The following is a 24,755-nucleotide window of genomic DNA, read 5'->3' on the forward strand; positions in this document are numbered from 1 at the left end:
ACAAAGCCTGTATCAAGGGAAAGGCAAGAGGCCTTCGACGGCACCCTCGGCACTGGTCAGCGTGTAGTGAAGGCCGCCATCCGTCGGCGTCGTCGACGGCCGGTCGAGGATCGGCACCGTAAACACCAGCCTGCCGTCCTTTTCGCTGCGCACCGGGGCGCCGAACATGTAGTCACGCTCGCCGGCAACGAAGAAATCGGCAGCGTCCGGATTGCCCGGAAAACTCGCCTCGACAACCAGCGTCTCATGGTCGCCCGGCAAAACAACGATGCCGAAATCGGGCTTTGCCTGGGTGGGCAGGGCTGCAAGCGCTGCCGCCACCTGCGCCGCGTCCTCGGCATTGTCCGGGTCAGAGGCAGGATCGACGCTCAGCCTGGTCTGCACCGGAATGCAGATCGTCTCGCAAATACCGAGAAAAATATCGGCGTCGATGACGGTCGCCTCTTTTGGCGCCGACAGCGTGAACGTCACCGGCAACGAAACCGGATGGTCGTAGCCGGCCCATTTGCCGTAGCCGTCATCGTGGCGCTGCGGCGGCGGAAACGACAGCGCGGCGTCGGCAATGTTGGTGCTGGCCGAGATGTCGAGTTGCGGCGGCACGCCGGCGTCACCCGGATCGCGCCAATAGGTCTTCCAGCCTGGCTTCAGCGCAATGTCGAGCACGCCATGGATGCGGCCGGCTTCGTCGGGTTTGCCTGATGTCACCAGCCGCACCTTGCCGCCTTCGCTGTCGTACCAGGCTGACGACGAGGCAGCGGCGGGCAAGCCGGTTCCGCATCCAATGACCGCAGCGAGCAGCATGATTTTCAAGCGTTGCATGGCGGTGATTTGATCGTCCGTTCGTGTCTGCGCAATGGCGTCATGGGATCGCCCGTATCATATTTGCGTGACCTGCGGCAGGGCGGCCATATCCGAATCGCGCGTGTCGCATCTTTTCGGCGCTTTGGAAACGCGTTACGCTCCTGTCCATGGACTTGTTGCGGCACAAGAAGACGGCGGCCCAGCGCGGCTTTCTCGACGACCAGTTCCTCATTGCCATGCCTGGCATGAAGGACGACCGCTTCACGCGCTCCGTCATCTACATTTGCGCGCACAGCGACGAAGGCGCGATGGGCCTGATCATCAACCAGACGCAGCAGATGCTGTTTCCGGACCTCCTGGTGCAACTCGGCATCATGAACGAGCAGGAGGCGATCCGCCTGCCCGCGCAGGCCCGCGATTTCGTCGTGCGCAATGGCGGCCCGGTTGACCGCAGCCGCGGCTTCGTCCTGCATTCGGGCGATTACCGGGTGGAATCGTCGCTGACGGTCTCCGACGATATCTGCCTGACGGCGACCGTCGACATATTGCGTGCCATCTCGTCGGGCCGTGGCCCCAGGCACGCGCTGATGGCGCTTGGCTACTCAGGCTGGGGCGCCGGCCAGCTGGAAACCGAGATCGCCGAGAATGGCTGGCTGACCTGCCCGGCAAATGCCGAGCTTTTGTTCGATACCGATATCGAGCGCAAATACGACCGCATCCTCGCCTCGATCGGCATCGATCTGGCGCATCTCAGCCTGGCTGCCGGGCACGCTTGACCCCTTAGGCCTGCGTCATCGGATACTGTTCCTTCAGCGTCTTCAGCACCTGGTCGGCGGGCATCGGGGCGCCGAACATGAAGCTCTGCACATATTCGCAGCCCATCTGGCGCAGCTCCAGCGCATCGCTTTCGTCTGAAATGCCCTCGGCCACCACCGACAGGCCGAGTTCATGCGCCATGTTGACCATGGACTTGAGCAGCACGGCGCGCTTCGGCGTCGCGTCGTCGACAAAACTCTTGTCGATCTTGATGGTGTCGAAGGGGAAGCGCGTCAGATAGGCCAGCGACGAATAGCCGGTGCCGAAATCGTCCAGCGACAGGCCGATGCCGAGCTGCTTCAGCTTGGTCAGCACATGCGAGGTCTGCTCGGGATTGTCCATCACCAGCGATTCGGTGAGTTCGAGGCGGAAGCAGCGCGGCTTCAGATTGGCGCGCGCGATGACGGAGCGCACATCGCTGACCAGATCGCGGCGGATCAGCTGGCGGCTGGACAGGTTGACCGAAACCGACAGCGGCGTGTCGCCGATCTGTTTTTGCCAGCCGGCGAGGTCTTCCGCCGCCTGCTGCATGGCGAACAGCCCAAGCTGCACGATCAGGCCGCAGCTTTCTGCGACCGGGATGAAATCGCCCGGCGGGATCATGCCGCGGCGTGGATGGTCCCAGCGCAGCAACGCCTCGAAGCCGGCCGTGCTGCCGTCCTCTAGCCGCACGATCGGCTGGTAGGCAAGCGTGAATTCGCGCCGCTCGATGGCGCGGCGCAAATCGGACTCGAATTGCAGCCGGTCTGTGCCGACGGTGCGGAAGGCCGGCCGGAACGGCTCGATCCTGTCGCCGCCGAAACGCTTGGCCTGGTGCATGGCAAGCTCGGCATCCTTGACCATGTCCTCGGCCGAGGTCTGCGCCGAGGTCCAGGTGATCAGCCCGATCGAGGCGGTCAGCACGATCTCGCGCTTGGCGAAGGTGATCGGGTTGTTGATCGCATGCTTGATGGCGTCGGCAACGCCGGCGATGCGGGCCGGGTCCTGTTCGGACAGCAGCATCAGCGCGAACTGGTCGCCGGCAAAGCGCGACAGCGAATCCTTCGGTTTGAGCAGCCGGTGCAGCCGGCGCGCAATGGTCAAAAGGATGGTGTCGCCAGCCGAGATGCCGAGCCCGTCATTGACCTGCTTGAAGCGGTCGATGTCGATGACGAAGACGGTTGGCCGCACCTTCTCTTCGGTGCGGGCGATCGAGATGATCGCCTCCAGCCGGTTCATCAAAAGTTCGCGGTTGGGCAGGCCGGTCAGATTGTCGTGCACGGCGTCGTGCAGCAGCCTTTCCTCGGACTTCTTCTGCTCGGTGACGTCGATCATCGTGCCGACGCAGCGAATCACCTCGCCGTCGGAGCCGATTACCGGACGGGCGCGTAGCGAAAACCAGTGATAGTGGCCATCGGCGCCGCGCAGGCGGAAATTCTGGGATACCCGGCCGCGCCGGTGTTCGAGCACCACGTCGAGCGTTGTGCGGAACGTGTCACGGTCGTCGGCATGCAGCACCGGCAGCCAGTTGCGGGCAGCGCCGCCAAGGCTGTTGGGCGCCAGGCCGAGCTGGATGCTGACGTCGGGCTTGGTGACGACGCGGTCGCGCAGCACGTCCCAGTCCCACACCGTGTCGCCCGAGCCGGCAACGGCCAGCGCCTGCCTCTCGAGGTCGGAAAACAGGCCCTGATGCAGCGCGCCGCCGGCAAAGGCGTGCTGCATGACGGTGAAGCCGATCAAAAGGATGATCAGGATCAGCCCGCCGCCAAGTGCGGGCTGGGCGATATCGTTGGCGAGCATGCCGGTGATTGCCATCCACGACCCGCACAGCCACAGCAGCACCATGACCCAGCTCGGCACCAGCATGATCGCACGATCGTAACCACGAATACCGAGGAAGATGATCAGGCCAAGGCCAGTCAGCGCGGTGGCGGCGAAGGAAATGCGGGCGATGCCGGCGGCAACCGCTGGGTCGACGATGGCCACACCGGCGATCAGCACCAGTCCGAGGATCCAGACCAATGCACCGTAGCTGAAATGGCCGTGCCATCGGTTGAGGTTGAGATAAGCAAACAGGAACACCACGAAGGTCGCCGCCAGCGCCACCTCCGTTCCCGCCCGCCACATCTGCTCATTTCCGGGTGATATCTCTATGATCTTGTTTAGAAAGCCGAAATCGACGCAGATATAGGCCAGCACCGCCCAGGCAAGGGCCGCGGTTGCCGGGAACATCGAGGTTCCCTTGACGACGAAAAGGATGGTCAGGAACAGCGCCAGCAGGCCGGCGATGCCGATGACGATGCCGCGAAACAGCGTGTAGGAATTGACCGAGTCCTTGTATTTTTCCGGGTCCCACAGATAGACCTGCGGCAGCTTGGGGGAGGCGAGTTCCGCGATGAAGGTGATCACCGTTCCGGGGTTCAGCGTCACCCGGAACACGTCGGCGTCGGGGCTGGTCTGGCGGTCGAGCGCGAAGCCTTCGCTGGGCGTGATCGCGGCGATGCGGGTCGAACCGAGATCCGGCCAGAAGATGCCGGAATTCACCAGCCGGAAATGCGGCGCGACGATCAGCCGGTCGAGCTGCTGGTCGGTGGTGTTGGCCAGCGCGAACACCGCCCAGTCGCCGGTCGAGCGCGCATCATTGGCCTCGACCTCGATGCGTCGCACGATGCCGTCCGGCCCGGGCGCGGTCGAGACCTGGAAATTCTCGCCCTGGTTCCGGTAAATTTCGACGGCGCCCGAAAGGTCGAGCGCCACGTCGTCGCGGGCAATCTTGATCGGTTCGACGGCGAAGGCCGAGACCGCCGCGCACAGCGTGACGATTGCCGCCAGGGCGAAGGCCAACAGCGACCTGTTTCGCAGGATATTCGTCAAAAATCAGCCCTTCGTTCCAGCGCCCGGCGGATCGTCCGCGATCCGGGCGTAGAGGTAGTGGTCCTGCCAGATGCCGTTGATCCTGAGATAGGATCGAAGAAGTCCTTCGCGCCGGAATCCGGCTTTTTCAAGCACGCGGATCGACCGGGCGTTGTCGGGAATACAGGCAGCTTCGATCCGGTGCAACCTCAGCGTATCGAAGGCAAAGCGCGACACCACCTTGACCGCGTCGGTCATCAGGCCACGGCCGCCAAAGCGCTCGCCGATCCAGTAGCCAATATGGCCGCTTTGCGAAACGCCGTGGCGGATGTTGCCGAGGGTTATGCCGCCGGCCAGCTTGCCGCTGCTCTTCTCGAATATGAAGAAGGCGATCGCGGTTCCCTGCGCATAGTCTTCGCGGTAGCGGCTGATGCGAAGCCGCCATGCCGTGCGGTCGAGCTCGTCAGGCGTCCAGCGCGGCTCCCACGGTTCGAGGAAGCCGCGGCTTTCGCCGCGCAGTGCCGACCACTCGCGGTAGTCGTTGGTGAACGGCACGCGCAGCGTGACGTGGTCACCTTTCAGCGCCGGCAGGTCTCGGCGAAAGAAAGGGAGCGCGAACACAACGCCTGGACTGATTTAGACGGCGAGCTTGCGGGCCGTGGTCTGCGTGCCCGAGAGCGAGTCGAGGATAGACTCGTAGGGTGCAAGCGTACCCACCGGTCCGACAGCGGTAAGCGTCGGCTTGGTCGAAAACAGCCGCGACGAGAGATCAGTCAGTCGCTCGATGGTCAGCGCCGACAGCCGCTCCATCAGTTCCTCCTTGGCAATCGGCCGGCCGAACAAAAGCAGCTGCCGGGCGATCTGCGAGGCACGGCTGGCCGGACTTTCGGCCGACATGATCAGCCCGGCGCGGTATTGTGCGCGCGCCCGATCGAGCTCCTCCTGCAGGATGTTTTCACCGGCTTTCTGCAACTCGTCGATGATCACAGGCACCAGTTCGGCAATGTCGCTCTGTCCGGTCGCGGCGTGGACGCCGAATATGCCGGTATCGGAAAAGCCCCAGTGGAAGGCATAGACCGAATAGCACAGGCCGCGTTTTTCGCGGACTTCCTGGAAAAGCCTGGACGACATGCCGCCGCCAAGGATCATCGACAGCACCTGCGAGGCGTAGAAATCGCGCACGTGATAGGCGCGGCCCTCGAAGCCGAGCACGATCTGCGCGTCCATCAGGTCGCGATCCTCGCGGAAATCGCCGCCGACATACTGCGCATATTGCGGCATTGTGCTGTCGGCCTTGCTGCGGAAGCCGCCGAGATGCTTCTCGACCTCGCGCACGAAATTGTCGTGCTTGATGTCGCCGGCAGCGACGACCACCATACGCTCGGCGCCGTATTGCCGCTCGATAAAATCGTGCAACTGCTTGGAGGTGAAGGATTTGACGGTTTCCGGCGTGCCGAGGATGGAGCGGCCGATCGTCTGATGGCGGAAGGCGGTCTCGGTGAAGCGGTCGAAGACGATGTCGTCGGGCGTGTCGTGCGCGGCGCCGATCTCCTGCAGGATCACATGCTGCTCGCGTTCCAGCTCCTGCGGGTCGAACTCGGATTCCTGCAGGATGTCGGAGAGGATATCGACCGCCAGCGGCACGTCGTCGGAGAGCACCCTGGCATAATAGGAGGTGGTCTCGACGCTGGTCGCGGCATTGATCTCGCCGCCGACATCCTCGATTTCCGAGGCAATCTCGAAGGCGGTTCGCCGCTTCGTTCCCTTGAACGCCATGTGCTCGAGCAGATGGGCCATTCCGTGCTCGTCGTCACGCTCATTGCGTGCGCCTGACTTGACCCAGGCACCAAGGGCAACGGATTCAAGACTTGGAAGGGTTTCGGTGGCGACTGTCAGGCCGTTCGACAGACGGCTTACCTCAACACCCATATGGCTAGTACTCCCTAACGCGCCGCCCGCGTGTGGCGGCCGACATAATCTTCCACCATTTTCAGGTCGGATGGAAGTACCGTGTATTTTTCCTCCGCTGTCATCAACCCGCCTAGCCATGCGGGCAGGGCGGGCGATACGCCGCAGGCGGCTTCGACGGCGGCCGGGAACTTGGCCGGATGGGCGGTGCCAAGCACCACCATCGGCACCGCGCCGTCGGCCTTGCCGGCGGCAACATGCATGGCCGCGGCCGTGTGCGGGTCGAGCAGATAGTTGCTGGCGCCAAGCGTCGAGCGGATCGTGGCGGCGACTTCGTCCATGGTCGAACGGCCGGCGTCGAATTCGGCGCGGATTTTTGCGATCTCGCCGTCTTCGATGGTGAAGGCGCCGGACTGCTTGAGGCCGTTCATATAGCGCCGCACCGTCGCCGCATCACGGCCGGCGGCCTCGAACAGCAGGCGCTCGAAATTCGACGAGACCTGGATGTCCATCGACGGCGACGTGGTCGGGAACACGCCTTTCATGCGGTATTCGCCGGTCGCAAGCGTGCGCGCCAGAATGTCGTTGTCGTTGGTGGCGATGATCAGCCGCTCGATCGGTAGGCCCATCTGCTTGGCGGCGTAGCCGGCGAAGATATCGCCGAAATTGCCGGTCGGCACGGTGAAGGAGACCGGCCGGTCGGGAGAGCCGAGCGACAGCGCCGACGAGAAATAATAGACGATCTGCGCCATGATGCGGGCCCAGTTGATCGAATTGACGCCGGACAGCGCCACCCGGTCGCGAAAGCCGTGATCGTTGAACATGTCCTTCAGCAGGCCCTGGCAATCGTCGAAATTGCCCTCGATCGCCAGCGCATGGACGTTTGCGGCGGCCGACGTCGTCATCTGCCGCTGCTGCACAGGCGAGACGCGGCGATCCGGAAAGAGCACGAAGATGTCGGTGCGGTTGCGCCCGGCAAAGGCATCGATGGCCGCGCCGCCGGTATCGCCCGATGTGGCGCCGACGATGGTGGCGCGCTGGTCGCGCTCGGCCAGCACGTGGTCCAGCAGCCGCGCGAGAAGCTGCATCGCCACATCCTTGAAGGCCAGCGTCGGGCCGTGGAAGAGTTCCAGGACGAAGATGTTCGGGCCGGTCTGCACCAGCGGACAAACGGCGTCATGACGGAAGGTGGCATAGGCTTCGCGCACCAGGCGCTCGAACACCGGCATCTCGATCTCGCCGCCGATAAACGGCGACAGCACGCGGATCGCGAGATCGGGATAGGCGAGGCCGCGCATGGCGCGGATTTCGGCGGCGGAGAACTGCGGCCAGGTGCCGGGCACGTAAAGTCCGCCATCGCGCGCCAGTCCGGCCAGCACCGCGTCGGAAAATCCAAGCACGGGCGCTTCCCCGCGGGTACTCACATATTGCATCGTCACATTCCATTGCTGCCGCGCGGTTTCGTTCACGGCAAGGTGGTTAATTTCTACGCTGGCTCCAGTCGCATTTTTGCCGCGCCGTTGATATACGTCACCAGCTTTGCGAGAGGGAAGTGCAGTTTCATGGCGTTTTATTCGTTAAACAACCGCTTTGTCGCGGGTCTGGCGCTTACCGGCTTTATGCTTGCCGCCGCCGGCTGCCAATCGAGCGACAATGGCGTTCTCAACCTCGGCTTCGGCAAGAAGGACACGACGCCTCCGCCGCCGCAGGATCCCAAGGTTCTCGCCAGCCAGCTGCAGGCCTACTGCCCGAAAGTGACGCTGCGCGACGGTACGGCCTTCTTCAACACCTATGGCAAGGGTAGCCAGAAGCCAAAGAAGAAAACCGACGCGGCCGCTGCGGATGCTGCTCCTGCGGCGCCAGACGGGACCATCGTTGACCCGAACAAGGATCCGACGAAGATCATCTACCAGGCCTCGATCACCGATGTGACCCGCGACTGCAGTCGCGCCAACGGCCAGCTGTCGATGAAGATTGCCGTCGCCGGCAAGGTTGTGCCGGGACCGCTGTTTGCCCCCGGTACCATCACCATGCCGATCCGTGTCGCCGTCATGCACGGCACCGAGGTTCTTTACTCGCAGATCCACCCGTATCAGATCCAGGTCAGTGACCCCTCGACCGCCACGCAATTCGTCTTCACGGATTCCAATGTCGTCGTCCCCGAGCCCACCGCGTCGGACTACCAGGCCTTTGCCGGCTATGACGAAGTCACCCCGAAGGCGGTGACGGACAAGCCCAAGAAGTCGGGCCGGAAGAAAGCCAAACCCGCTCCTCCTCCTGCTGCTCCTGCTGACGACAACACGACCCTGATCCCGCGAGGCTAGCATTCGGGCCGTGCGCTCGTTGGGAGCGCGGCTCTCAGGCGTCCGACCATTCCGACAGGGCCGCAATCACGCTTTTCAGCTCGGCCCAACGGCGGATGACGGTTTCGGCGCCGGCCTCGGTCAGTGTGTCGGCATGGCCGGGATAGCTGTGTGATGCGCCGGTAAAGCCGATCACCCGCATGCCCGCCGCCCTGGCGCCGGCAACGCCGTGCACGGAATCCTCGATGACGAAGGTGTTGGCCGGATCGGCGTTGAGCTTTTGCGCCGCAAGCAAGAACACGTCGGGCGCCGGTTTGGTCTTTTTGCTCGGTATTTCCAGCGCGGAAAAGATCCGGCCGGCAAAGAACGGCAGCAATTGCACCTTCTCCAGCATGAATTCGATCCGCTCGGAGCGCGAATTCGAGCAGATGCAGCGCGGCACCGTTACCGCGGCGACCGCCTCGCGTGCGCCGTCTATGGCGCGCACGTCGCTACGCAGCTTGCGGTCGACCAGGTCTTCGGCGCGGTCGATCAGCGAGGCCTGGAAGGGGATGCGCGACTTTTCCTCGACCCGCATCATGATGTCCTTGAAGGTCAGCCCGGCATAGGTCTCGGCAACCTCCTCAGCCGAGATTTCGTATCCGGCCGAGGTCAAAAGCTCGGCCTCGATGCGCGCGGCGATGATTTCGGAATCGACGAGCACGCCGTCGCAATCGAAGATGACAAGGTCAGGCTGGGGCATGGTGATCCGCAACAAGGGAGGGGAAAGGCCCCGGGGGACCCAGGAAAGCTCAGGCGGCGCGGCATACACCAACAGGCCGGGCTGCGCAAATTAAGAAGGTTTCGGCCGTCGAACCGATCCCTTCACTGAATATTTACGCTGATCGGTAACCATAACGGGGAGTAAACAGTAACGCGTGCTTTGGGTGTATCAATGTCTGCCGTGCGTCTTCTCGACGACCTTTCCCACGCTCCCCAGCAATCCGAGTGGCTGGATACGATCCTCAAGGGCGATTGCGTCGCAGCACTCGACCGGCTGCCCGAAAAATCCATCGACGTGATCTTTGCCGATCCGCCCTACAATCTGCAGCTCGACGGTGACCTGCACCGGCCCGACCAGTCCAAGGTCGATGCCGTCGACGACGACTGGGACCAGTTCGAGAGTTTTGAGGCCTACGACGCCTTCACCCGCGCCTGGCTGCTGGCGGCGCGCCGCGTGTTGAAACCCAACGGCACCATCTGGGTCATCGGCTCCTACCACAACATCTTCAGGGTCGGCGCCAAGATGCAGGATCTCGGCTTCTGGATCCTCAACGACGTCGTCTGGCGCAAGACCAATCCGATGCCGAATTTCCGCGGTCGACGTTTCCAGAACGCCCATGAGACGATGATCTGGGCTTCGCGCGACCAGAAGGGCAAGGGCTACACCTTCAACTACGAAGCCATGAAGGCATCGAACGACGACATCCAGATGCGGTCCGACTGGCTGTTTCCGATCTGCACCGGCGGCGAGCGGCTGAAGAACGACGATGGCGACAAACTGCATCCGACGCAGAAGCCGGAAGCGCTGCTCGCCCGCATCATGATGGCCTCGACCAAGCCCGGCGACATCGTGCTCGATCCCTTCTTCGGTTCCGGCACCACCGGCGCCGTCGCCAAGCGCCTTGGCCGCCACTTCGTCGGCATCGAGCGCGAGCAGGCCTATATCGACGCCGCCAATGAACGCATCGATGCGGTGCGGCCGCTGGACGAGGCCGACCTGACGGTGCTGACCGGCAAGCGCGCCGAACCGCGTGTTGCCTTTGTCAGCCTCATCGACACCGGGCTGATGCAGCCCGGCGCGACGCTCTACGACGCCAAGAAGCGCTGGGCGGCCAAGGTGCGCGCCGACGGCACGGTGGCGATTGGCGACAGCGCCGGCTCGATCCACAAGATCGGCGCCGAGGTGCAGGGCCTGGACGCCTGTAATGGCTGGACCTTCTGGCACTATGAGCGCAGCGGCGGCCTGACCCCGATCGACGAGCTTCGCCGCATCGCGAGGCTCGGCATGGAGCGGGCAGGGGCCTGATTGCCCCTCCTGCAAGCGCCTGAGATCAGACTTTGATCCCCAAACGCTCGAGGTCCGCCTCGAGCGTTTTTGCGTCGGTGAACAGCACCGCCTGCCAGCCGGCCGCCTTTGCGCCATCGACGTTTTTCTGGCTGTCGTCGATGAACAGCGTGGCTCCGGGTTCGAGGCCGAACGCGGCGACGTGATGATCGTAGATGGCGCGGTCCGGCTTTATCTGGCCGATATCGCCCGACACCGTCACCCCGCGCGGGCGGTCGAGAAAGTCAAAGCGTTGCCGGGCCTCAGTAAGCGTGTCAGCGGCGAAGTTGGTCAGCATGGTCACATCGTGGCCTTTCTCGATCAGGCCGACCATGATGGCGACGCTGTCGTCATAGGCGTGCGGCACCATTTCGTGCCAGTGGCGGCGAAAATTGCGAATGTTTTCAGCATGGTCGGGATGCTCGGCGATCAGCAGCGCCTCGGCCTCTTCCCATTTGCGGCCACGGTCCTGCTCGATGTTCCAGTCATGCGTGCAGACATTGTCGAAAAACCACTTGCGCTCTTCGGCATCGGGAATGAGGCGGCTGAACGGAATGTTCGGGTCGTAGTGGATCAGCACGCGGCCGATGTCGAAAACGATATGGCGGACTTCAGTCATGCAAGCCTCTTTGCACTCTGCGGCGACGGCTTTTTCGTCGCGCCGGGTATCGCTGCTTCAATTGCCTTTTTCATGACAGTCGGCAGCGCTTCCCCGGAAATTTCATGGACCAGCGACCAGAAATGCCCCGCAGGCGCGGCGCCGTTCACCTCGGCACGAAAAACCTCGAGCTCAAGCGCGAAATGGGTGAAGACATGCCCAATCTGGCCGGCACGCCGCCAATCGGCGGTGAACGGCGCGGCCGCATCCGTCGTCGCGCCGTCGTTCCGCGCGGTCCAGCCCGTCGTCGGCACCTCGGTCATGCCGCCAAGCAGGCCTTTGTCCTGGCGCTTGCGCAACAGGATGGCGCCGTCGCTTCTCACCGCGACGAAGGCGGCGCCGCGCCGCAATGGCTTTTCGGCCTTCGGCAGGCGCACCGGGAAGTGTTCGGGATCGCCCGAGACAGTCGCGCTGCAATCCTCGCGCAGCGGGCAAAGCATGCAGCGCGGCCGCCGCGGGGTGCAGATCGTCGCGCCCAGATCCATCATCGCCTGGGCGAAATCGCCCGGCCTTATCAGGGGAACCATGCCTTCGACATGGGCGCGTATCTCGGCCTTGGCTTCGCTCAGCGGCGTGGCGATCGAATACAGCCGTGAGACAACCCGCTCGACATTGCCGTCGACGACCGCGGCCGGATGGTCGAAGGCGATCGCCGCGATCGCCGCCGCCGTATAGGCACCGATGCCTGGCAATTCCCGCAGACCGGCTTCCGTTTCGGGAAATCGGCCGCGTCGAAGTGCCACAAGATCGGCGCAAGCCTTGAGATTGCGCGCCCTGGAATAGTAGCCGAGCCCAGCCCAAGCCTTCATGACGTCTTCGGTCTCAGCCTCGGCAAGGGCGTTTACATCAGGCCATTTCGCGACAAAGGCGCGGAAATAAGCCTTTACCGCTTCGACCGTGGTCTGCTGCAGCATGACTTCGGACAGCCAGATGCGGTAGGGGTCGGGCCGCGCCCCGCGCGCATGCTCGCGGGGCGTGATCCGCCACGGCAATTCGCGGTGATGCACATCGTACCAGGCGAGGAGCCGGGACGCGATGTCGCCATCATCCGGTGTTGCAACCTTGCGGGTCTGGTCGTGCAGTGCCATTGATCGAGAACTGGCCCTAAGCTTGGTGAGGGGCGTGGCTGGAGAACGCACATGGCAGGGAAAAGGCCCTACGGCAATCCCGTTCCGGTGAGCGATCTGGCGACCGCGATCCTCGATCCGGTGCTGCGCAAGCGGGCCGGCATTTCGATCGGGCTGGTCCAGTCCTGGGAAGAGATCGCCGGGCCAAGGCTCGCCGGCCATTCGCGCCCCGAAAAGATCCAGTGGCCGCGCCGCATGCATGAGGACGATCCGTTCGAGCCGGCGGTACTGGTCATCGCCTGCGAGGGCATGGCGGCTCTGCATCTGCAGCACGAGACCGGCGAGATCATCAACCGGGTCAACGCTTTCCTCGGCTTCAACGCCGTTGGCCGCATCAGGATCGTGCAGAAGCCGGTGACGAAGGACAAGGGCCGGCCCAAACCAAGCTTCCGGCCGCTGACCGCGGCCGAAAAGACAAAACTGTCTGATACCGTCGGACTGATCGAGGATGACGGGCTGCGCGCCTCACTGGAGCGGCTCGGCGCCACCATTCTTGGCGAAAGGAAGTGACAATCTCGCGCATTCGTGATCATGCGCATCAAGTTTGGCGATTGGAATGGGGACGGCGATGCCTTAATTCGCGCCAACTCTCGCCTTTTCTAGCCTTTGCATTGCAAAATCCAACCATAGTCAGGTGATTCGCATGAACCGTCCCCCGTTTGACCAAAGCTTGTCTCGCAGAACAATCCTGTCGTCGCTGGCCGCCGTCCCGGTGGTGGTTCTGCTCGCCGCATGCAGCGACTCGGACGAGGAGGCCAAGGCGGCGGATGTGAAGCCTGCGGCCCCGGCAACGCCGGCAGCCCCTGCAAACCCGGCCAAGCCGGCCGCCGTCACGGCGCCTGAATCCACTGGCGCGGTGGATATGGCGACATTGCTGAAGCCGGGTGCGCTGCCCGACAAGCAGCTCGGCAAGGACGACGCCAAGGTCACCATCGTCGAATATGCCTCGATGACTTGCCCGCATTGCGCGCATTTCGCCGCGACCACCTTCCCTGAGTTGAAGACGAAATACATCGACACCGGCAAGGCCCGCTACATCCTGCGCGAATTCCCGTTCGATCCCAGCGCCGAGGCCGGTTTCATGCTGGCGCGCTGCGCCAAGGATAACTATTTCCCGATGGTGGACGTGCTGTTCAAGCAGCAGCCGGCCTGGGTGGGCGTCAACAATACCAAGGACGCGCTGCTGCAAATCTCGAAGCTCGCCGGTTTTACACAGGAGTCCTTCGAGGCCTGCTTGACGGACCAGAAACTTCTGGACGATGTGAGATCGGTCCAGAAGCGCGGCGCCGACGAATTCAAGGTCGACTCGACGCCGACCTTCTTCATCAATGGAAAGACCTACAAAGGGGCGATGTCGATTGAGGAAATGTCGGCCATCATCGACCCTCTGCTCTGACGTCCAGGCGACGCCGGAGCGGCTGCGCTTCGGCGTGCGCGTCGCTATGCCTTGCCGTGGGTTCTCTTCGCAAAACCCCGCAACACTTTTGCGGAACCCACTTGTGGAGCGGCGCGAATGAAGTTTTCGCGCCTTCGCCTCCTCGGTTTCAAGTCTTTCGTCGAGCCCGGCGAGTTCGTCATCGAGCGCGGGCTGACGGGCATTGTCGGGCCGAATGGCTGTGGCAAGTCGAACCTGGTCGAGGCGCTGCGCTGGGTGATGGGCGAAAGCTCCTACAAGAACATGCGCGCGTCCGGCATGGACGACGTCATCTTCTCCGGTTCGGGAACGCGCCCCGCTCGCAACACCGCCGAAGTCACGCTTTTCCTCGACAACAGCGACCGCACGGCGCCCGCCGCCTTCAACGACGCCGATGAATTGCAGGTGTCGCGCCGCATCGAGCGCGAGGCCGGCTCGCTCTACCGCATCAACGGCAAGGAAGCTCGAGCCAAGGACGTGCAGCTGCTGTTCGCCGACCAGTCGACCGGCGCCCGCTCGCCGTCGATGGTTGGCCAGGGCCGTATCGGTGAACTGATCCAGGCCAAGCCGCAGGCGCGCCGCGCGCTGCTCGAAGAAGCCGCCGGCATTTCCGGCCTGCACACCCGCCGCCACGAGGCCGAGTTGCGGCTGAAGGCGGCCGAACAGAATCTCGAACGGCTGGACGACGTCGTCGGCGAACTGGAAAGCCAGATCGAAAGCCTGAAGCGCCAGGCGCGCCAGGCCTCGCGTTTCAAGAACCTTTCGGCCGATATCCGCAAGGCCGAGGCGACGCTGCTGCATCTGCGCTGGACGCTGGCCAAGACACAGGAAGGCGAGGCGCGCTCGGCGCTGGCGATCGCCACTGCCCTGGTCGGCGACCGCGCCGCGTCGCAGATGAATGCCGCCAAGGAGCAAGGCATCGGCGCGCACAGGCTGCCCGATTTGCGCGACGCGGAAGCCGCCGCTGCCGCCGCCTTCCAGCGACTGTCGATCGCCAAGGCGCAGATCGAGGAGGAAGCCGGCCGCATCCGCGCCCGCCAGGCCGAGCTCGACCGCCGGCTGCAGCAACTCGACGGCGACATCGCCCGCGAAGAGCGCATGGTCCGCGACAATGCGGATATTCTTGAGCGCCTGCGCACGGAAGAGGCCGCGCTCAATTCCGAAAACGCCGGTGCTGCCGAGCGCGAGGCCACCACCCGCGCGGCTTTCGAGCAGGCGGCATCAACGCTTTCGCAGAGCGAAGCCAAGCTCGCGGCGCTGACTGCCGAACGCGCAGAGGCCGCCGCCTCGCGCAACCAGATCGAGCGCACACTGCGCGACACAGCCGAGCGTCGTGATCGCTTTGCCCGCCAGCTCGCCGATGTCGACCGGGAACTTTCCGAGATCATTTCGAAGGTCGCCGGCCTGCCCGATCCCGTCGAGAAGCAGCAGCTGGTCGAACAGGCGCTGGGGCTGCTGGAGGAAACCGAGGCTGCCGCGATATCAGCCGAACAGGCGGTGGTGGAGGCGCGCGCGGCGGAAAGTGCCGCTCGTCCGCCGCTCCAGGACGCCAGGGCCGAACTAGCGCGCATCGAAACCGAAGCCCGCACGCTGGCCAAGATCCTGAACGCCGCCAGCGGCGACCTGTTTCCATCGGTGCTTGAACAGATCAGCGTCGAGCGTGGCTACGAAACAGCACTTGGCGCTGCCTTGGGCGAAGACCTCGACGTGCCGCTCGACCGCAGCGCCCCGGTGCATTGGGGCGAGAGCGAAGTCCGGCCCGGCGATGCGGCTCTTCCTGAAGGCCTTAGGAGCCTTGCCAGCCTGGTACGCGCCCCGGCTCAGCTTGCCCGCCGCCTGGCGCAGATCGGCATTGTCGAGGCCGGCGACGGACGACGGCTGCAGACGCTGCTGGCTCCCGGGCAGCGGCTGGTCAGCCGCGAAGGCGCGCTCTGGCGCTGGGATGGTTTTACCGCCAGCGCCGACGCGCCGACTGCGGCCGCGCAAAGGCTGGCGCAGAAAAACCGGCTGGCCGAGCTCGACGCCGAAGCGGTCCATGCCACCCTCATCCTGCGCGAGGCCGAGGCGGCGCTTGCCCAGGCCGAACAGGCGCTTGCCCGCGCCAGCGAAGCCGAACGCCGCGCCCGCCAGGCCGGGCGCGAGGCCCAGCACGGACTGGACGCCGCCCGCAACGTGCTGGCCGATGCCGAAAAGGCCGGCGGTGAATTGGCGAGCCGGCGCGCCGCGCTGGACGAGGCGCGGGCGCGCATTGTCGACAGCCACGAGGAAACCGCGACGGCCTTCGTCGAGGCCGAGATGCTGCTGCAAAGCGCACCGGATCTCGGCGACCTGCAATTGCAGCTCGAACAGTCATCGGCCAATGTCGCCCGCGACCGCGCCAGCCTTGCCGATGCCCGCGCCGTTCATGAAGGCTTGAGGCGCGAAGCCGAGGCGCGTGTGCGTCGCCTCGATGCCATCGACGCCGAGCGCCGCAACTGGCTGGAGCGCGCCGAAAACGCCTCGACGCAGATCGCCTCGCTTGGCGAACGCAAGGCCGAGGCCGAAGCCGAGCGCGAAAGGCTGGCCGACGCCCCTGACGAGATCGACGCCAGGCGGCGCGCGTTGCTGTCGCAGCTGGCCGAGGCTGAAAGCCTGCGCCAAACGGCGGCCGACCGACTGCAGGAAGCGGAAAACCGCCAGTCCGAGCTGGACAAGGCCGCTACATCAGCCATCCAGTCGCTGGCCGAGGCCCGCGAAACCCGCGTTCGCGCCGAAGAGCGGCTGACCGCGGCCGACGAGCGGCGGCTGGAAGTCGAGGCACGCATCCAGGAAACGCTGAACACGCCGCCGCATCTGGTCATCCGCCACACCGGGCTGGAAGTGGACAGCCCGATGCCCGAAATGGCTGAGATCGAGCGCCAGCTCGACCGGCTGAAGATCGAGCGCGAGCGTCTCGGTGCGGTCAATCTGCGCGCCGAGGAAGAGCAGAAGGAGCTTTCGGACCGACTGGAAACCATCGTTTCCGAGCGCGAGGACATCATCGAGGCCATCCGCAAGCTCAGGCAGGCGATCCAGAGCCTGAACCGCGAAGGCCGCGAGCGGTTGCTGGCCGCCTTCGACGTCGTCAACGCCCATTTCCAGAGGCTATTCTCGCATCTGTTCGGCGGCGGTACTGCTGAACTGCAGCTAATCGAGTCCGACGATCCCCTGGAGGCCGGTCTCGAAATCCTCGCCCGCCCGCCTGGCAAGAAGCCGCAGACGATGACGCTGCTGTCCGGCGGCGAGCAGGCGCTGACGGCGATGTCGCTGATCTTTGCCGTGTTCCTGACCAATCCGGCGCCGATCTGCGTGCTGGACGAAGTCGATGCGCCGCTCGACGATCACAATGTCGAGCGCTTCTGCAATCTGATGGACGAGATGGCCGCCACCACCGAGACGCGCTTCGTCATCATCACCCACAATCCGATCACCATGGCGCGCATGAACCGGCTGTTCGGGGTGACCATGGCAGAGCAAGGCGTCAGCCAACTGGTCTCGGTCGACCTGCAGGCCGCCGAGGCAATGCGCGAGGCGAGCTGACGCGTCGCGTGGCCAGTGGCCTCAATTTCGGCTTTCGACTATAGCACCAACTGAAAATCGTCGGCTCCGCAGGGGCCGACCTGATCGTGCCTATGGAGAACCCTGTTGCCTGTACTCGTCACCGGAGCCGCGGGGTTCATCGGAAGCCATGTCTGCCATCACCTGCTCGACAGGGGAGAAGCGGTCGTCGGCGTCGACAATATGAACGACTATTACGATCTGGCGCTGAAGCAGGGACGGCTCGCCCGCCTTCAGCCCAAAAGGGGCTTTTCATTTCATCAGCTCGACATCGCCGAACAGGGGGCGCTGAGCGCGGCTTTGGCCGGGCAAGGCATCACCAAAGTCGTCCATCTGGCCGCGCAGGCGGGGGTGCGTCATTCGCTCGAAAATCCCAGGCTCTATGTCCGCTCCAACGTCGTCGGCCATCTCGAAATTCTCGAATTCTGTCGCGCGGCAGTCGGTTTCGAGCATCTGGTCTATGCCTCGTCGAGTTCGGTCTATGGCGGCAACACCAAGGTGCCGTTCTCGGAGACAGATCAGGTCGATCGCCCTGTTTCGCTCTACGCCGCCACCAAGAAGGCCGACGAGTTGATGAGCCACACCTACGCTCATCTGTTCGGCGTGCCGCAGACCGGCCTGCGGTTTTTCACCGTCTACGGTCCCTGGGGTCGGCCCGACATGGCCTATTGGCTCTTCACCAAGGCGATGCTCGAGGGCAAGCCGATCCGGGTGTTCAACAATGGCGAGATGTGGCGCGATTTCACCTATGTCGACGATGTGGTGCGGGCGGTGGTTGCCGTGCTCGACAAGCCGCCTTTGGCTGAGGTTCCGCCAAGCCGGATCTACAATGTCGGTAACAACAGCCCGGTGCGGCTCGCCGACTTCATCGACACGCTGGAAAGGCTGCTCGGCGTAATGGCGATCCGCCAGTATGAGCCGATGCAGGACAGCGATGTCGAGCAGACCTTTGCCGACATGACCACGCTGGAGCGCGATTTCGGCTTCAGGCCGAGCGTCTCGATTGAGGCTGGGCTGAAGAAGTTTGTCGACTGGTACCGCTCGGAATGGACGGCGGGATAAGCAACATGTGATGGCAGCTGCCGGCGCGACCCGACCTATGATGGATCACGGAAATCAGTCAGTGGTCGGATTTTCGCCAACCGGCTGCTGGGACGCATGGCGCCCCAGCGCAAACTCGCCATACGAAAAACGGGGCCGCGTGTTTGTTGCCGATTCCGCCGAGGCCGCCTTTATCGGAGGCCAAGGAAGCTCAGTATCGCAACCACTATGACGACTGCTCCGACGAGCCAAATAATGCTGTTCACGATATCTCTCCCAAAAATCAGTTGCTGGGAATGAACTCGTTAGAGCCTACTAATGTTCCCACATTTCTGCTGTCGAAAGAATGGCCCGCCATGCCTTTCGTCGGCCGGCGGGCTAAGGTCCGAACAGGGTACGACTGAAGTCCTAGCGTCAGAGCCATAGGTCTGAGGGCAGGCAACCTATGCCCTCCCGACACATTGGAGCCGGGCTGCCGAGTATGAGTCCCTTCATCGGCGGTCAATCGGGTGCCCGCAATTCTCCAGAGACTGGCGGGCACCCGGTTTCGGTGGCACCGCCAAACGGCATGGCGTTTTCGACAGCGAGGCTAACAGTGACCTTTGTCCAGAGATCAGTGCATGACGACGCAACCCGACCCGCAAACGACAACGATAGTCGTGCGCCCGAAGTCTCTTCGATCCTTGACCTCATACCGTCGACTGACGACGACAAGGTCGCTGAAATTGTCAGGCGAACAGAGCGCCAGGCAATCGCAGTGGTTATTGGTATGGCGATTTTGCTGATCTTGGCACCGGTAGTCTACTTTGCACTCATTTACGGGATCTGAGACGGCCTGATTGGTCGTCCTCTCGGAAATCCTGAAAAGATGCGTGTCGACGGTCTTCCCCACACCGCAGACGCTTCACAGCACAGACCCGGAGACCGTGGTCGTGCGCGGCGCTTCGTTGTCGACTTGCGCAGCCCCGACACATGCCCTGTGGCGCAGGAGTAGCCGCCACTGATGGCGCCGCGTGAACTGACGACGCCAGTCGGAACCAAAGAGATGGGAAGCGGTTATCCCCACGAAGGGAAAATTAGCAGATGGAGATATTGCAATGAAAACAATGATCGTGAGCGCTTTGGCGCTGTTCATGGCGATGCCGGCGATAGCTTCGGCGGCCGAAGCTGACGTAGTCATCAAAACCCACCATCGGCACCATCACACCAACGTCAAGATCATCAATGACCAAGGTCAGCGCCTTCATCACCGTAAACACGGCACGGTTGCCTTCTACGACCACGGCCGCCGGCACCGTCCGGACACTGTTGTCGTGACCGGCTCGATCGATCGTCGTCATCATCGTCATCATCCCGTCGTCATCCTGGACGACAGCGATTACTGATCCTCATCGCACGGCCCGGCTCTGTGGATGGAGTCGGGTCGCGCGCCCCTAAAAAGAGTGAAAAGAATGAGATAACGGCTGACGGCAGCCATTCATGGCGTCAGCACATTACAGGATTGAAAGGCATACGGATTGGCTGGGGCGCCAGGATTCGAACCTGGGAATGTCGGTACCAAAAACCGATGCCTTACCACTTGGCGACGCCCCAATAGCCATAAGAGTCGCTTGCGCGGCGCGTTATTAGCAGAGCAGCCGAAAAGCACAATGGCAATGAAGCGCGGTTTTTGGCCGCCTGATTTCGCGCTCGACACAGCCCCGTCGAGGGGCGTGCTACTCGCCCCAGACCGCCATTTCATTGCCGGCCGGATCGACGAAATGGAACCGCCTGCCGCCTGGGAATGAAAAGATCGGCTTGACGATGGTGCCGCCAGCGCTTTCGACACCGCTCACCGTTTCTTCCAGATCTTGCGAATAGAGTACCGGCAGCGGCCTGGCGGGCGCTTCCGCGGCATCGGCCTGAAAGCCGCCGTCCAGTCCCTCGGCAAAGGCCGAATAGGTTGGCCCATAGTCCGTGAACGACCAGGAGAAAGCGGCACTGTAGAAAGCTTTCAGCCTGTCCAGCGTGCCGCCGGTAGCCGGCAATTCGAGATAATCGAGCTTTCCGGTCAGTTTCATAACGTCACTCCATATAATGTTCTTGTTATGTTCTATTCCGTTGCCTGCGATGCCGCAAGTCTTTTTGACGCAGCTTTTGCTTAATCGATTGTAGAGGCCGGCGGGCTTTGCCGACGCCTTGCCTTTCGCAGTGCAGCATCATATCGCTCGGTCTCGACACTGGCGGACCTCGCCAATTCTTAGAGTCTCCCGCAACCGGAGAGCAGGCATGACCAAGTGGGTTTACACCTTTGGCGATGGGGCGGCGGAAGGTCGCGCCGGCGACAAGAATCTGCTGGGGGGCAAAGGTGCGAACCTGGCTGAAATGTGCAGCCTCGGCCTGCCCGTGCCGCCTGGTTTCACCATCACTTCAGAAGTTTGCAACGCCTACTACGCCAATGCCCGCACCTATCCCGGCTCGTTGGAAGCGGATGTGGCTGTCGCTCTCGACCATATCGGCCGGCTGACCGGACGCCGCTTCGGCGATCCGTCGAAGTTGCTGCTTGTGTCGGTGCGTTCCGGCGCCCGCGCCTCGATGCCGGGCATGATGGACACCGTGCTCAATCTTGGCCTCAACGACGAGACGGTCGAGGCGCTGGCCGCCGATTCCGGCGATGCCCGCTTTGCCTATGACAGCTACCGCCGCTTCATCCAGATGTATTCCGATGTCGTCATGGGCCTCGACCACGAGGTGTTCGAGGAAATCCTCGAAGACCAGAAGGGCGGGCTCGGCCATGAGCTCGACACCGAACTGACGGCCATCGAATGGCAGGGCGTCATCGCGCTCTACAAGGCCAAGGTCGAGGAAGAACTCGGCAAGCCGTTCCCGCAGGATCCGCACGAGCAACTGTGGGGCGCGATTGGCGCCGTGTTTTCGAGCTGGATGAACAACCGCGCCATCACCTATCGGCGCCTGCATGACATTCCCGAAAGCTGGGGCACCGCGGTCAATGTCCAGGCCATGGTGTTCGGCAATATGGGCGAGACCTCGGCCACCGGCGTTGCCTTCACCCGCAATCCGTCGACCGGCGAAAAGATGCTCTATGGCGAGTTCCTGGTGAACGCGCAGGGCGAGGATGTCGTCGCTGGCATCCGCACGCCGCAAAACATCACCGAGGCTGCGCGCATTGCCGCTGGTTCCGACAAGCCGTCGCTGCAGAAATTGATGCCGGAAGCGTTCCAATCCTTCGTCGCCATCTCCGACCGGCTGGAGCAGCACTACCGCGACATGCAGGATCTCGAATTCACCATCGAGCGCGGCAAACTCTGGATGCTGCAGACGCGATCGGGCAAGCGCACCGCCAAGGCGGCGCTCAAGATCGCCGTCGAAATGGCGCGCGATGGACTGATCACGAAGGAGGAGGCGGTTGCCCGCATCGATCCCGCCTCGCTCGACCAGCTGCTGCACCCGACCATCGATCCGAAAGCGGCGCGCGATGTCATCGGCATCGGCCTGCCGGCCTCTCCGGGTGCCGCCACCGGCGAGATCGTCTTTTCCTCCGGCGATGCCGAGGAATTGAAGACGCAAGGTCGCAAGGCGATCCTGGTGCGCATCGAAACCAGCCCGGAAGACATCCACGGCATGCATGCGTCGGAAGGCATCCTGACGACGCGCGGCGGCATGACCAGCCACGCGGCCGTCGTCGCCCGCGGCATGGGCAAGCCTTGCGTGTCCGGCGCCGGCTCGCTGCGCGTCGACTACAAGGCCGGCACGCTGATGGCGATGGGCTCGACCTTCCGCAAGGGCGACATCATCACCATCGACGGCAGCAATGGCCAGGTTTTGAAGGGCGCCGTGTCGATGCTGCAGCCGGAACTGTCCGGCGATTTCGCCGCCATCATGGAATGGGCCGACGCGGTGCGCCGCATGAAGGTGCGCACCAATGCCGAAACGCCGCTCGATGCGCGCATGGCGCGTTCCTTCGGCGCCGAAGGCATCGGGCTTTGCCGCACCGAGCACATGTTCTTCGACGGCGAGCGCATCGTCGCCATGCGCGAGATGATCCTGGCCGACACCGAGAAGGAGCGGCGCACAGCCCTTGCCAAGCTGTTGCCGATGCAGCGCTCGGATTTCCTCGAACTGTTCGAGATCATGGCCGGCCTGCCGGTGACGATCCGTCTGCTCGATCCGCCGCTGCACGAATTCCTGCCCAAGACCGAGGAAGAGGTGGCCGAAGTCGCCGCTGCCATGAAGGTGTCGCCCGAGAAGCTCAGGCAGCGCACCGAGGCCTTGCACGAGTTCAACCCGATGCTTGGCCATCGCGGCTGCCGGCTTGCGGTTTCCTATCCCGAGATCGCCGAGATGCAGGCGCGCGCCATTTTCGAGGCCGCCGTCGAGGCGGGCCACAAGGCTGGCGCGCTGGTGGTTCCCGAGATCATGGTGCCGCTGGTCGGACTGAAGAAGGAGCTCGACTACGTCAAGGCGCGCATCGATGCCGTCGCCAAGAGCGTCATGGAAGAGACCGGGGTCAAGATCGAGTATCTCACGGGTACGATGATTGAGCTCCCCCGCGCGGCCATCCGCGCCCATGTCATTGCCGAGTCTGCCGAATTCTTCTCCTTCGGCACCAACGACCTGACCCAGACCACCTTCGGCATCTCGCGCGACGATGCGGCCTCGTTCCTGGAAACCTATCGCCAGAAAGGCATCATCGAACAGGATCCGTTCGTGTCGCTCGACATCGAGGGTGTCGGCGAACTGGTGCGCATGGCGGCGCAAAAAGGCCGGGCGACGCGGCCCGACATCAAGCTCGGCATTTGCGGCGAACATGGCGGCGATCCGGCGTCGATCCGCTTCTGCGAAGAGGTCGGCCTCGACTACGTCTCGTGCTCGCCTTATCGCGTGCCGATCGCCAGGCTGGCCGCAGCGCAAGCGGCGGTGCAGGTTGCAAAGGCTGGGCGCGGCTAGCGATCCAGCCGTGCGAATTTCGGCTTACCGATTTGTAATGAACCTCACGCGAAGTTGCGCGCGAGAGCGCGCAATCTCGACATCGTTTCTGCCCAGTTTTACGGCCCCGAACCCGCACGGTGCCCGGAACAGATGTTACAGATCTCGCCCAAACCCTTCCGCTCGATCCTGATCCTGCAGACCAAGTTCATCGGCGATATCGTTCTCGCCTCCGCACTCGCCAGGAACCTGCAGCTCGAATATCCAGGCGTCAGGATCGTCTTTCTTTGCGAGGCCCATCTCGCCAAATTCGTCACCGCGCACGGCATCGCCTCCGAGGTAGTGGCCTTCCGCCGTGCCAAAATGCGCGGCAGCCTGCTGGAGCGGGGGCGCGAGCTCTATGCCACGATACGCAAGCTGCGCGCCTTTCGCTTCGACCTGACGATCGATCTGACCGATTCCAAGACGTCGCGCATCATCGTCGGCTTCATCAATGCCAAAACCCGGGTCGGCTACAATCCGCCAGAAAGGCCTTTGCGCTGGCTGGAACGTCAGCCCGTCAATGTGTTTGCCAAACCGTTCGGCTTTGGCGAGCGGCATTTTCTCTACCGCTATCTTTCTCCGCTTGAGCCGCTTGGCGTCGATCTGCGCGTGCGCGTGCCGTCAATTCGGCCATTGCCACTGGAGACGGCGAGAGCCCTGGCGTTGCTGGACAAATACCGTCTCAGGCCAAAGGGCTTCATCGCGGTGCATGCGGGAGCGAGCTTCAGGGGGCGCCGATGGCAGCCGGAACGCTTTGCCGCCGCGATTGACATCATTTCGCGCGAGACCGGGTTGGATTTCGTGCTTGTCGGTGGTTCCGATGAGCGCGAGCTGGCCGAACAGATCGTTGTCGGGACCGCGGCGCCGGTCGTCACTCTCGTCGGCGCCTTGTCGCTCGAAACGCTGCTGGCGGTCCTGAAACAGGCGCGGCTGTTTCTCGGCAACGAGAGCGGCCCGATGCATATGGCAGCCGCCGCGGGAACGCCGGTTGTCGGCCTCTTCGGCCGTACCAACCCGTTGAAGTGGGGGCCGGTGGGCGTGCCCAGCATCACGCTGCAGCCTTCAATGCCTTGCGCCTGCGTGGCGAGCGAGCTGTGCCGATCGCGAGACTCGAGCAAGGCTTGCTGTGTCTGGCGCCTGGACGTCGAACCTGTCGTCGGTGCGTTGCGCGAAATCCTGGCGCGAACACAAATGGACAGGGAATACACAGTTTGACCGCGCGCCG

The 24,755-nt window shown here is 63.4% G+C and carries 19 protein-coding genes and 1 tRNA gene; 10 read left to right on the forward strand and 10 right to left on the reverse strand.

Annotated elements, in window-relative coordinates; all coding sequences use genetic code 11:
* Window positions 1–12: 12 nt before the first annotated feature.
* Window positions 13–819, reverse strand: a complete 807-nt coding sequence (locus AC1DVW_RS00165; protein WP_477243573.1) for a protein-disulfide reductase DsbD domain-containing protein — start codon at window positions 817–819, stop codon at window positions 13–15.
* Window positions 820–968: 149 nt separating this feature from the next.
* Between AC1DVW_RS00165 and AC1DVW_RS00170 the strand changes: the two genes are divergently transcribed.
* Window positions 969–1,577, forward strand: a complete 609-nt coding sequence (locus AC1DVW_RS00170) for a YqgE/AlgH family protein (protein ID WP_477243574.1) — start codon at window positions 969–971, stop codon at window positions 1,575–1,577.
* A gap of 4 nt (window positions 1,578–1,581) precedes the next feature.
* Here the strand turns inward: AC1DVW_RS00170 and AC1DVW_RS00175 are convergent, their stop codons facing one another.
* The 4 genes from AC1DVW_RS00175 to thrC are packed head-to-tail and all read right to left on the reverse strand — an operon-like array spanning window position 1,582 to window position 7,790.
* On the reverse strand, window positions 1,582–4,470 hold the full coding sequence (locus AC1DVW_RS00175) for an EAL domain-containing protein (protein WP_477320637.1): 2,889 nt from the start codon (window positions 4,468–4,470) through the stop codon (window positions 1,582–1,584).
* 3 nt (window positions 4,471–4,473) lie between these two features.
* A complete protein-coding gene (locus AC1DVW_RS00180) occupies window positions 4,474–5,070 on the reverse strand; it encodes a GNAT family N-acetyltransferase (protein ID WP_477243578.1) in 597 nt (198 codons plus the stop codon).
* 15 nt (window positions 5,071–5,085) lie between these two features.
* On the reverse strand, window positions 5,086–6,378 hold the full coding sequence (locus AC1DVW_RS00185; RefSeq protein WP_477243579.1) for a M16 family metallopeptidase: 1,293 nt from the start codon (window positions 6,376–6,378) through the stop codon (window positions 5,086–5,088).
* 14 nt (window positions 6,379–6,392) lie between these two features.
* Complete coding sequence (thrC, locus tag AC1DVW_RS00190; RefSeq protein WP_477320638.1) at window positions 6,393–7,790, reverse strand: threonine synthase; 1,398 nt, start codon at window positions 7,788–7,790, stop codon at window positions 6,393–6,395.
* Window positions 7,791–7,919: 129 nt separating this feature from the next.
* Here thrC and AC1DVW_RS00195 point away from each other — a divergent pair, with 129 nt between their 5' ends.
* Window positions 7,920–8,681: a hypothetical protein gene (locus AC1DVW_RS00195; protein WP_477320639.1), complete on the forward strand. Its 762-nt coding sequence runs from the start codon at window positions 7,920–7,922 to the stop codon at window positions 8,679–8,681.
* A 34-nt stretch (window positions 8,682–8,715) separates the two neighbouring features.
* Here the strand turns inward: AC1DVW_RS00195 and AC1DVW_RS00200 are convergent, their stop codons facing one another.
* Entirely contained in the window at window positions 8,716–9,402 is a 687-nt protein-coding gene (locus AC1DVW_RS00200; protein WP_477320640.1) for an HAD family hydrolase, read from the reverse strand.
* Between the two features lie 192 nt (window positions 9,403–9,594).
* Here AC1DVW_RS00200 and AC1DVW_RS00205 point away from each other — a divergent pair, with 192 nt between their 5' ends.
* Window positions 9,595–10,728: a DNA methyltransferase gene (locus tag AC1DVW_RS00205; RefSeq protein ID WP_477243586.1), complete on the forward strand. Its 1,134-nt coding sequence runs from the start codon at window positions 9,595–9,597 to the stop codon at window positions 10,726–10,728.
* Between the two features lie 25 nt (window positions 10,729–10,753).
* Here AC1DVW_RS00205 and AC1DVW_RS00210 read toward each other — a convergent pair whose 3' ends face one another.
* Together AC1DVW_RS00210 and mutY are read right to left on the reverse strand one after the other, a co-directional pair.
* A complete protein-coding gene (locus AC1DVW_RS00210; protein ID WP_477320641.1) occupies window positions 10,754–11,365 on the reverse strand; it encodes an HAD family hydrolase in 612 nt (203 codons plus the stop codon).
* Entirely contained in the window at window positions 11,362–12,492 is a 1,131-nt protein-coding gene (gene mutY / locus AC1DVW_RS00215) for an A/G-specific adenine glycosylase (protein ID WP_477320642.1), read from the reverse strand. The genes AC1DVW_RS00210 and mutY overlap by 4 nt, the downstream gene beginning before the upstream one ends.
* Window positions 12,493–12,543: 51 nt before the next feature.
* On the opposite strand from mutY, the gene AC1DVW_RS00220 reads away from it, so the two are divergent.
* From AC1DVW_RS00220 to AC1DVW_RS00240, 5 genes are all read left to right on the forward strand, one after another.
* The gene (locus AC1DVW_RS00220) at window positions 12,544–13,041 is read left to right on the forward strand and encodes a DUF721 domain-containing protein (protein WP_477243591.1); all 498 of its coding nucleotides are present in this window, start codon (window positions 12,544–12,546) and stop codon (window positions 13,039–13,041) included.
* 133 nt (window positions 13,042–13,174) lie between these two features.
* The gene (locus AC1DVW_RS00225; RefSeq protein WP_477320643.1) at window positions 13,175–13,927 is read left to right on the forward strand and encodes a DsbA family protein; all 753 of its coding nucleotides are present in this window, start codon (window positions 13,175–13,177) and stop codon (window positions 13,925–13,927) included.
* 117 nt (window positions 13,928–14,044) lie between these two features.
* Window positions 14,045–17,503: a chromosome segregation protein SMC gene (gene smc, locus AC1DVW_RS00230; RefSeq protein ID WP_477320644.1), complete on the forward strand. Its 3,459-nt coding sequence runs from the start codon at window positions 14,045–14,047 to the stop codon at window positions 17,501–17,503.
* Between the two features lie 105 nt (window positions 17,504–17,608).
* Window positions 17,609–18,583: an NAD-dependent epimerase/dehydratase family protein gene (locus AC1DVW_RS00235; protein WP_477320645.1), complete on the forward strand. Its 975-nt coding sequence runs from the start codon at window positions 17,609–17,611 to the stop codon at window positions 18,581–18,583.
* A 1,076-nt stretch (window positions 18,584–19,659) separates the two neighbouring features.
* On the forward strand, window positions 19,660–19,947 hold the full coding sequence (locus tag AC1DVW_RS00240; protein ID WP_477243601.1) for a hypothetical protein: 288 nt from the start codon (window positions 19,660–19,662) through the stop codon (window positions 19,945–19,947).
* Window positions 19,948–20,080: 133 nt separating this feature from the next.
* Here the strand turns inward: AC1DVW_RS00240 and AC1DVW_RS00245 are convergent.
* Window positions 20,081–20,155: transfer RNA gene (locus AC1DVW_RS00245), tRNA-Gln, on the reverse strand.
* A gap of 122 nt (window positions 20,156–20,277) precedes the next feature.
* Complete coding sequence (locus tag AC1DVW_RS00250) at window positions 20,278–20,622, reverse strand: VOC family protein (protein ID WP_477320646.1); 345 nt, start codon at window positions 20,620–20,622, stop codon at window positions 20,278–20,280.
* A 208-nt stretch (window positions 20,623–20,830) separates the two neighbouring features.
* Here AC1DVW_RS00250 and ppdK point away from each other — a divergent pair, with 208 nt between their 5' ends.
* Both ppdK and AC1DVW_RS00260 read left to right on the forward strand, forming a co-directional pair.
* Window positions 20,831–23,509 carry a pyruvate, phosphate dikinase gene (gene ppdK / locus AC1DVW_RS00255; RefSeq protein WP_477320647.1) on the forward strand — a complete coding sequence of 893 codons (2,679 nt, stop codon included), beginning with the start codon at window positions 20,831–20,833 and terminating at the stop codon, window positions 23,507–23,509.
* Between the two features lie 132 nt (window positions 23,510–23,641).
* Entirely contained in the window at window positions 23,642–24,745 is a 1,104-nt protein-coding gene (locus AC1DVW_RS00260; RefSeq protein WP_477271881.1) for a glycosyltransferase family 9 protein, read from the forward strand.
* The last annotated feature ends 10 nt before the right edge of the window (window positions 24,746–24,755 follow it).

The organism is Mesorhizobium sp. P3_B5 (assembly GCF_056402815.1).

Bases quoted from the DNA above. Each gene is read 5' to 3' on its own strand.
- AC1DVW_RS00165 (WP_477243573.1), bottom strand. From the start codon at position 819: ATGCAACGCTTGAAAATCATGCTGCTCGCTGCGGTCATTGGATGCGGA.
- AC1DVW_RS00170 (WP_477243574.1), top strand. From the start codon at position 969: ATGGACTTGTTGCGGCACAAGAAGACGGCGGCCCAGCGCGGCTTTCTC.
- AC1DVW_RS00185 (WP_477243579.1), bottom strand. From the start codon at position 6,378: ATGGGTGTTGAGGTAAGCCGTCTGTCGAACGGCCTGACAGTCGCCACC.
- thrC (WP_477320638.1), bottom strand. From the start codon at position 7,790: ATGCAATATGTGAGTACCCGCGGGGAAGCGCCCGTGCTTGGATTTTCC.
- AC1DVW_RS00195 (WP_477320639.1), top strand. From the start codon at position 7,920: ATGGCGTTTTATTCGTTAAACAACCGCTTTGTCGCGGGTCTGGCGCTT.
- AC1DVW_RS00200 (WP_477320640.1), bottom strand. From the start codon at position 9,402: ATGCCCCAGCCTGACCTTGTCATCTTCGATTGCGACGGCGTGCTCGTC.
- AC1DVW_RS00205 (WP_477243586.1), top strand. From the start codon at position 9,595: ATGTCTGCCGTGCGTCTTCTCGACGACCTTTCCCACGCTCCCCAGCAA.
- AC1DVW_RS00210 (WP_477320641.1), bottom strand. From the start codon at position 11,365: ATGACTGAAGTCCGCCATATCGTTTTCGACATCGGCCGCGTGCTGATC.
- mutY (WP_477320642.1), bottom strand. From the start codon at position 12,492: ATGGCACTGCACGACCAGACCCGCAAGGTTGCAACACCGGATGATGGC.
- AC1DVW_RS00220 (WP_477243591.1), top strand. From the start codon at position 12,544: ATGGCAGGGAAAAGGCCCTACGGCAATCCCGTTCCGGTGAGCGATCTG.
- AC1DVW_RS00225 (WP_477320643.1), top strand. From the start codon at position 13,175: ATGAACCGTCCCCCGTTTGACCAAAGCTTGTCTCGCAGAACAATCCTG.
- smc (WP_477320644.1), top strand. From the start codon at position 14,045: ATGAAGTTTTCGCGCCTTCGCCTCCTCGGTTTCAAGTCTTTCGTCGAG.
- AC1DVW_RS00240 (WP_477243601.1), top strand. From the start codon at position 19,660: ATGAAAACAATGATCGTGAGCGCTTTGGCGCTGTTCATGGCGATGCCG.
- AC1DVW_RS00250 (WP_477320646.1), bottom strand. From the start codon at position 20,622: ATGAAACTGACCGGAAAGCTCGATTATCTCGAATTGCCGGCTACCGGC.
- ppdK (WP_477320647.1), top strand. From the start codon at position 20,831: ATGACCAAGTGGGTTTACACCTTTGGCGATGGGGCGGCGGAAGGTCGC.
- AC1DVW_RS00260 (WP_477271881.1), top strand. From the start codon at position 23,642: ATGTTACAGATCTCGCCCAAACCCTTCCGCTCGATCCTGATCCTGCAG.